Source organism: Halochromatium sp. (assembly GCF_054919635.1).
Genome location: NZ_JBUDPI010000242.1, coordinates 1 through 6,069, shown reverse-complemented (window position 1 = coordinate 6,069; position 6,069 = coordinate 1). Strand labels below are relative to the sequence as shown.

The 6,069-nt window shown below is 61.7% G+C and carries 8 protein-coding genes; all 8 read left to right on the top strand.

Annotation, left to right across the window (positions count from 1 at the left end; genetic code table 11):
* Positions 1 to 809: NAD(P)-binding domain-containing protein (locus ACY693_RS13705; RefSeq protein ID WP_462322388.1), on the top strand; the 809-nt coding region annotated here is incomplete at its 5' end.
* Between the two features lie 31 nt (positions 810 to 840).
* Positions 841 to 1,056, top strand: coding sequence for a hypothetical protein (locus tag ACY693_RS13700; protein WP_462322387.1), 216 nt, complete (start codon positions 841 to 843; stop codon positions 1,054 to 1,056).
* Complete coding sequence (locus tag ACY693_RS13695) at positions 1,040 to 2,740, top strand: nucleoside recognition domain-containing protein (RefSeq protein ID WP_462322386.1); 1,701 nt, start codon at positions 1,040 to 1,042, stop codon at positions 2,738 to 2,740. The genes ACY693_RS13700 and ACY693_RS13695 overlap by 17 nt, the downstream gene beginning before the upstream one ends.
* Positions 2,728 to 2,856, top strand: coding sequence for a hypothetical protein (locus ACY693_RS13690; RefSeq protein WP_462322385.1), 129 nt, complete (start codon positions 2,728 to 2,730; stop codon positions 2,854 to 2,856). The genes ACY693_RS13695 and ACY693_RS13690 overlap by 13 nt, the downstream gene beginning before the upstream one ends.
* A 52-nt stretch (positions 2,857 to 2,908) precedes the next feature.
* Positions 2,909 to 3,421 carry a phosphoribosyl-AMP cyclohydrolase gene (hisI, locus tag ACY693_RS13685; protein WP_462322384.1) on the top strand — a complete coding sequence of 171 codons (513 nt, stop codon included), beginning with the start codon at positions 2,909 to 2,911 and terminating at the stop codon, positions 3,419 to 3,421.
* 153 nt (positions 3,422 to 3,574) lie between these two features.
* Complete coding sequence (locus ACY693_RS13680) at positions 3,575 to 5,236, top strand: nitroreductase family protein (protein WP_462322383.1); 1,662 nt, start codon at positions 3,575 to 3,577, stop codon at positions 5,234 to 5,236.
* A complete protein-coding gene (locus ACY693_RS13675) occupies positions 5,233 to 5,811 on the top strand; it encodes a DUF3299 domain-containing protein (RefSeq protein ID WP_462322382.1) in 579 nt (192 codons plus the stop codon). Before ACY693_RS13680 ends, ACY693_RS13675 begins: the two co-directional genes overlap by 4 nt.
* Positions 5,808 to 5,942 carry a hypothetical protein gene (locus ACY693_RS13670; RefSeq protein WP_462322381.1) on the top strand — a complete coding sequence of 45 codons (135 nt, stop codon included), beginning with the start codon at positions 5,808 to 5,810 and terminating at the stop codon, positions 5,940 to 5,942. Before ACY693_RS13675 ends, ACY693_RS13670 begins: the two co-directional genes overlap by 4 nt.
* Positions 5,943 to 6,069 lie beyond the last annotated feature (127 nt).

Genomic DNA, 6,069 nt, shown 5'->3' with positions numbered 1-6,069 from the left:
AACTTCCGATCTGCCAGCATACCAATGTGATGCGGGTCACAAAGGTCGATGGCCAATTTCTCGTCCATACGGCCGATGCGAACTTTCATGCCAAGCACATCATTTGGGCCGCTGGCGAGTTCCAATACCCGCGTTTGACGGGGTTTGTAGGCAGCGAGCTCTGTCGGCATACGGCGACAATCGCGAGCTATAAGGCGCTTGAAGGTGACGATTATATCGTTATCGGTGGCTACGAAAGCGGTATCGACGCGGCCTACCACCTGGCGGATCGAGGCAAACGCGTGCGCTTGTTCGACGAACAATGTCCGTGGGAGGAAGAGAGTTCCGATCCAAGTGTCGCGCTGTCCACCTATTCGCACGAACGGATGCTAAGAGACCGATTTGTTGCTCATGTGGAGCTGTTTCCGTTCTCACTCATCGAATCCGTCGCACGCGTGGACGATCTCTACGAGATCAAGACGGATGACGGGAGCCGCTTTCAAACCCGCGTGCCCCCACTCTTGGCAGGTGGATTTGAGGGCAGTCACACGCTCATCGCAGATTTGTTTGAGCGGCGAGACGATGGCTTTCCTTTACTGACCGAGCAGGACGAGTCCACCCTTGTGCCGGGCCTGTTCCTCTGCGGGCCCGCGGTACGTCATGGGAATCACGTCTTCTGCTTTATCTACAAATATCGACAACGATTCGCCGTTGTTGCCAAGGCCATTGCGACCTCGCTAGGGTTGCCTGCACAAGGGTTAGAGATCTATCGCAAGTGGGGCATGTATCTCGATGATCTGTCCTGCTGCGGCGAGGAGTGCGTGTGTTAGCGGATGTCTTTTCTTTAACAGGGGTAACGCCATGATCGAAGATGCTTTGAACCATTTTGCGACGACAGTACAGAAATCCGTTGCCAAGGCGACGATCCTAGAACCTCGAACGGAAGTGCTCGATGCTTCTGTTGAATACTGCGTCAGCAGCGGTTACGTGCTGATCTCTGATCGATCGGCCAAGCGGTCGTTTGTTACTCACATCAGCAATGTTGTCATGGAGCTCTCTCTTGAAGAACCCGAATGAGCCGAGCGCTGGTCCTGGGACAGGAATCTCGACAATCGTGGTTATCGGCAAGGAGAGCGTTGGTAAGTCGCAGCTCGTTTCGTCCCTGACCGGCCGCTCAGCCGGGGAGACGAACTTTCGCGGTTCCACGGTCGTGGTCGAACGCTATCGATCTGGGAACACCGAGTATATCGACACGCCTGGCATTCTGCGAAGCTCCGACACGGAGACGACACGATTGGCACTGGCTGCGCTCGCGGCAACCGATGTTGTTCTCCTAGTGGTCCAGGCGACCAGCCTGGATCAGGACCTAAGCGACATGCTTCCATTGGTTGTCGGCAAGCGAGGTGCCGTGGTCGTCACGCACTGGGACAGGGTGCAGTCTGGCCAGGCCGCGCAAGAGACGATCGAACGCCTGGCGGCGGACGCCGGGGTCGGCTTCATTCCCGTGGATGCGCGCCGGCTTTCCCACCGCAATTGGCAAGAGATCGCCGAAGCGATTAACACCCCCGCGCAATTCGACAAGGAGTCGTTGACGGCTCGAGCGGGGTGGCGGATCGAGCCGAAGCCGGGATGGCTGGAGCATCAGATCGTCGGCCCACTTCTGGCGATCCTGCTGCTCTTCCTGCCGTTGCTGGCCACGATCTTCGGCGCGAACTCCGTGGCGGACATGCTGCACCCCATCGTTGAGCGTTGGTTCGAACCAATCATTGCGGCCGTGAACGACTCATGGCCGAGTTGGCTGCAAATCGTACTCACGGCTCAGCACGCGGAATTCGGTTACGGGCTACTCAACATGGGACCCTTCCTGCTGGTTTGGGCGCTGCCGACGGTCCTGACGTTCGCACTGATTCTCGGCGCCTACAAGGCGAGTGGATTGATCGAGCGAATCAATGTCGCGCTCCATCCGCTCGTCCGGCCGTTCGGTTTGAGCGGCCGAGATGTGGTGCGCGTCATGATGGGGTTCGGCTGCAACGTGCCGGCGGTGATCAGCACGCGCTCCTGCTCGAGCTGTTCGCGCGGCCCGGCCATCTCCGCCATCGCCTTTGGATCGGCATGCAGCTACCAGCTTCCAGCCACCTTGGCTGTCCTGTCTGTGGCGGCTGTTGCGACAGGAACCTCGGCGTTGTGGCTGACGTGGCTGTTCGTAGCGTATCTGCTCGTCACGACCCTTGTTTACCTGCGATTGACTTCGGGCGCAAAGGCCCGTAGCTCGCAGAATGTCCTGATGACACCCAACCGGCCCTTTATGCAATGGCCAACCTTGTCAGCCTTGTGGCGAGAAGCCTGGGGAACAATTCGACAATTCTTGTTGCTAGCGATGCCCGTTTTCATCGCGATCTGTATCACCGCATCCCTGTTAGCCCATGTGGGCGCACTTGACCTGGCCTCAGAGTTCTTGGGCCCTGTGATGAGGCTGTTCGACCTACCTGCCCAGACGGCTCTGGCCGTGGTGCTGGCTTCGATCCGCAAAGACGGCATCCTCCTGCTGGCGGCGGATGCCGGGCCGTCCTTTGCCCTGACAGCGGCACAGGCGCTGACGGCGGTCTACCTGGCAGGCGTTCTTCTACCCTGTTTAGTCACCGCCATGACGATTGCGCGGGAAACCGGTTGGCGGTCAACGTCGACACTCCTTGCACGACAGGCGGCATTCGCAATCCTGTTTGCCCTGATTCTGGCCTGGGGAGGAAGATGGCTGATATGACCTTCGCCGCGCGCAACCTACGCTTGTTCCCTCCCGTCACCAAGGCGGCCATGCTAAACCAACCGCTGATCGACGCCGCGGCGATGATTGGCGTGCTGATCGAGTTCTCGACCTAACAGCGCTGCGGAATCTGTTGCACAGCGCCCGTCGACTTTCACGAGAAGCCACATGAGCAACCCACTTAATCAAGTCGAAGCTCCACTCACGGATGCGGTTCGCTTTGCGCCCCGCAACTCCGTCGAGCAAGTCGAAGAGAGTCAGGAGCTTGCCCCAAGGTTCGATCGCGACGGTCTGATTGCCTGCGTGACCACCGACGCGACGAGCGGCGAGGTGCTGATGTTGGGCTATATGAACCGCGAAGCTTTGGAGAAGACAATCCTGACCGGCGAGGCCCACTATTGGAGCCGCAGTCGGCAGGTACTCTGGCACAAGGGCACAACCAGCGGCCTGGTCCAGCGTGTCGTCGAGATGCGTATCGATGACGATCAGGATGCCATTTGGCTGCGCGTTTCGCTGGGGGCTGGCATACACAGCGCACCAGCGAGCTGCCATGTTGGCTACCGCAGCTGCTTCTACCGCACCGTGGCGCTCAAGACGGGCAAGCTCGATTTCGCTGAAAAGGAGAAGACCTTCGACCCCACTCAGGTCTACGGCGACGCCCCGAATCCCACCGTGCTGTGATCAGGAGGGCGCTATGACGGGCGCAAGTGTTCCAAACGACCTATCGCGACATCAATTCATCGACGTACCGCTTGGGGCCGCCAGACTGGCCGAGGCGATGCGGCTCAAAAGGCGAAGGCGCCTTGCTGAACACGGTTGGGCGGGTTTGGGGCCATGAGCAATCGCCAATCAGAGATCGCTACCGTCATCGGCTATCACGAACGGACCGAGCATCGACTGCCCGATCGCTTCGCAGCGTCGCTCGGTTATCTCGACTGGGAGACTCAACCCCATCCGTTCCGCCATTACGATGGCGCGGAGCGTATCGCGCTACCGCTGTGCGAGCCATCGCACGCCAGTGAGCCCTCCTGGGCAGTGGTGCGCTCGAACGCGTCTATCTCGCCCCCCGCCCTCGACATTGATGCCTTTTCCCAGCTGTTCTACGATTCGCTGGCCATCTCGGCCTGGAAACGGGCGGGGCACTCGCAATGGGCGTTGCGGTGTAACCCCTCGAGCGGCAACCTCCACCCGACCGAGGCTTATGCGCTCGTCGGCCCGATCGTCGGGCTGACCGCTCGCCCAGCCCTGTTCCACTACGCGCCGAGTGATCACGCGGTGGAAGTGCGGCGATGGATCGCGCCATCTGCTCTCGAAGACCTGTGCCGCCAGCTGCCCAGCGGCGCCTTTGTCATTGGCTTGTCGAGCATCGTCTGGCGCGAGGCGTGGAAATACGGCGAGCGCGCGTTTCGCTACTGTATGCATGATGTCGGGCACGCCATGCAATCGATCGCCATTGCCGCCCGCATCATGGGCTGGCGAGTGCGCCGTGTCGGGGGGCTCCCCGCAGACCACTCGGACCGACTCCTCGCGCTCGATGGCAGCGCCGGGCCCGAGGCCGAGCGTGCCGATGTCCTCCTGGCGATTGAGCCACTCCCCGCCGCAGCGGACGATGGACCGGTCCGCCTCACGCTCAACGACAAGGCCCTGGCAGACCTGTGCCCCCCGGCATCGGGCACGGCGAATGCGCTCTCGTCGGAGCATGAGAATTGGCCGGTGCTGGCAGAGGTGGAGCGGGCCACGCGTGACACGGGATCGCCCCAAGGCGACATCGATGACGGCCGAGGCGGGCGCGCGGCCGACACGCGGACGTGGGAGTCGTCGCCCTCGGCGCGCGTGCTAGTGCGCAGGAGGCGCAGCGCTGTCGATTTCGACGGGTACACTGGGATGAGCCGCGAGCAACTGTACCGCATGCTGGGCGCGCTCCTGCCGGCGCTCACGCCCTCGCTTTGGACGGCCTTTCCGCACCGGCCGCGCGTGCATCCGGTGGTCTTTCTTTACCGCATTGATGGCTTGGAGCCCGGCCTTGCGCTCCTGGTGCGGCACCGCGCGGATGAGCCTGCCCTGCGCGCTGCGGTCTCGCGCGAGGCGCAGTGGGAAACCCTTCCCGGCTGTCCGGAAGAGCTGCCGTTCTATCGCCTCTTGACCGGTGATGCGCGTTCGATCGCACGAGCGGTGCACTGTCATCAAGACATTGCCGCGCAAGGAGCGCTGGTCACCTCTATGATCGCATCCTTCGACGATGAGCTTGCTCGTTTCGGCGCCCCGGCCTGGAGGTCTCTCCACTGGGAGGCCGGCGCCATTGGCCAGGTGCTTTATCTGGAAGCGGAGGCCTTGTCGCTCTCCGCAACCGGCATTGGCTGCTTCTTCGACCACGCCGTCCACGAGATCCTTGGGCTCGCGGGCGGACGCTTTCGCATGCTCTATGGTACCGCCGTCGGTCGCGCCATCCATGACCCCCGCATCCAGACGCTACCCGCATACAGGCGACGACAATGACCAGAACGCAAGCTAGGCGCACCCTGGCGCTCATCCTGACGCTCTTGACCCTGAGCGCCTGTGGACCACAAGATTCACAGATTCTCGTCGACGAATCAGATCTCGGCGAGGTCACCGAGCTCGACTGGGACGCCCTGATCCCTGAGGAGTGGCGTCCGGAACAGCTGCTGGAAGGCCTGAGCGGGGACGAGGAGAGCCTGGATCAGATCTCGGACGAAGACCCTCGCGCTGACGCGATCATGGACGAGATCACCGCCTTGTGGAAGCAGGCCCCGGTTGTGGACGCACTCGACGGCCAGCGGGTCAAACTCCCTGGCTTTGTGGTGCCGTTAGCCTTTGATCAATATGAGCTGAGCGCATTCCTGTTGGTCCCATACTTTGGCGCTTGCATCCATGTGCCGCCTCCGCCCGCCAACCAGATCGTTTACGTCGTCTTGCCGGAGGGCAAAAGCTATCGCGGCGGTGTCTTCGACACGGTTTGGGTGACGGGGGACCTTCACATTGAACGCTTCTCGAGCGCGATGGGCGATGCCGGCTATCGCCTCGACGCGCTTGCGATTGCGCCCTATCAGTGACTTCCGCGACACATCTCTTTACCGGGAAAGGGCTTCAGGTTCGGAAACTGGTGCTGCGTGCCGCCGGTGAGACCACGCTAAACCGCGCCGCCGAGACCTGTGCGCGGCTCTGTGCCGAGGAGCCGGCCTAGCTCTCAGGCCGCTGAGACTGGGGAACGCCAATCCCGCGTAAGCGCTCGCGCGCGATCGCGCGGCTGGTTTCGATGAACTCACCGAGATAACGCAGTGGCCGCGCACTGCAACGTACTGCGGCGTAGA

What these genes read in the sequence shown, in the direction of transcription:
- ACY693_RS13690 (WP_462322385.1), top strand. Translation starts at nt 2,728, where the DNA reads ATGGCTGATATGACCTTCGCCGCGCGCAACCTACGCTTGTTCCCTCCC.
- ACY693_RS13700 (WP_462322387.1), top strand. Translation starts at nt 841, where the DNA reads ATGATCGAAGATGCTTTGAACCATTTTGCGACGACAGTACAGAAATCC.
- ACY693_RS13675 (WP_462322382.1), top strand. Translation starts at nt 5,233, where the DNA reads ATGACCAGAACGCAAGCTAGGCGCACCCTGGCGCTCATCCTGACGCTC.
- ACY693_RS13680 (WP_462322383.1), top strand. Translation starts at nt 3,575, where the DNA reads ATGAGCAATCGCCAATCAGAGATCGCTACCGTCATCGGCTATCACGAA.
- hisI (WP_462322384.1), top strand. Translation starts at nt 2,909, where the DNA reads ATGAGCAACCCACTTAATCAAGTCGAAGCTCCACTCACGGATGCGGTT.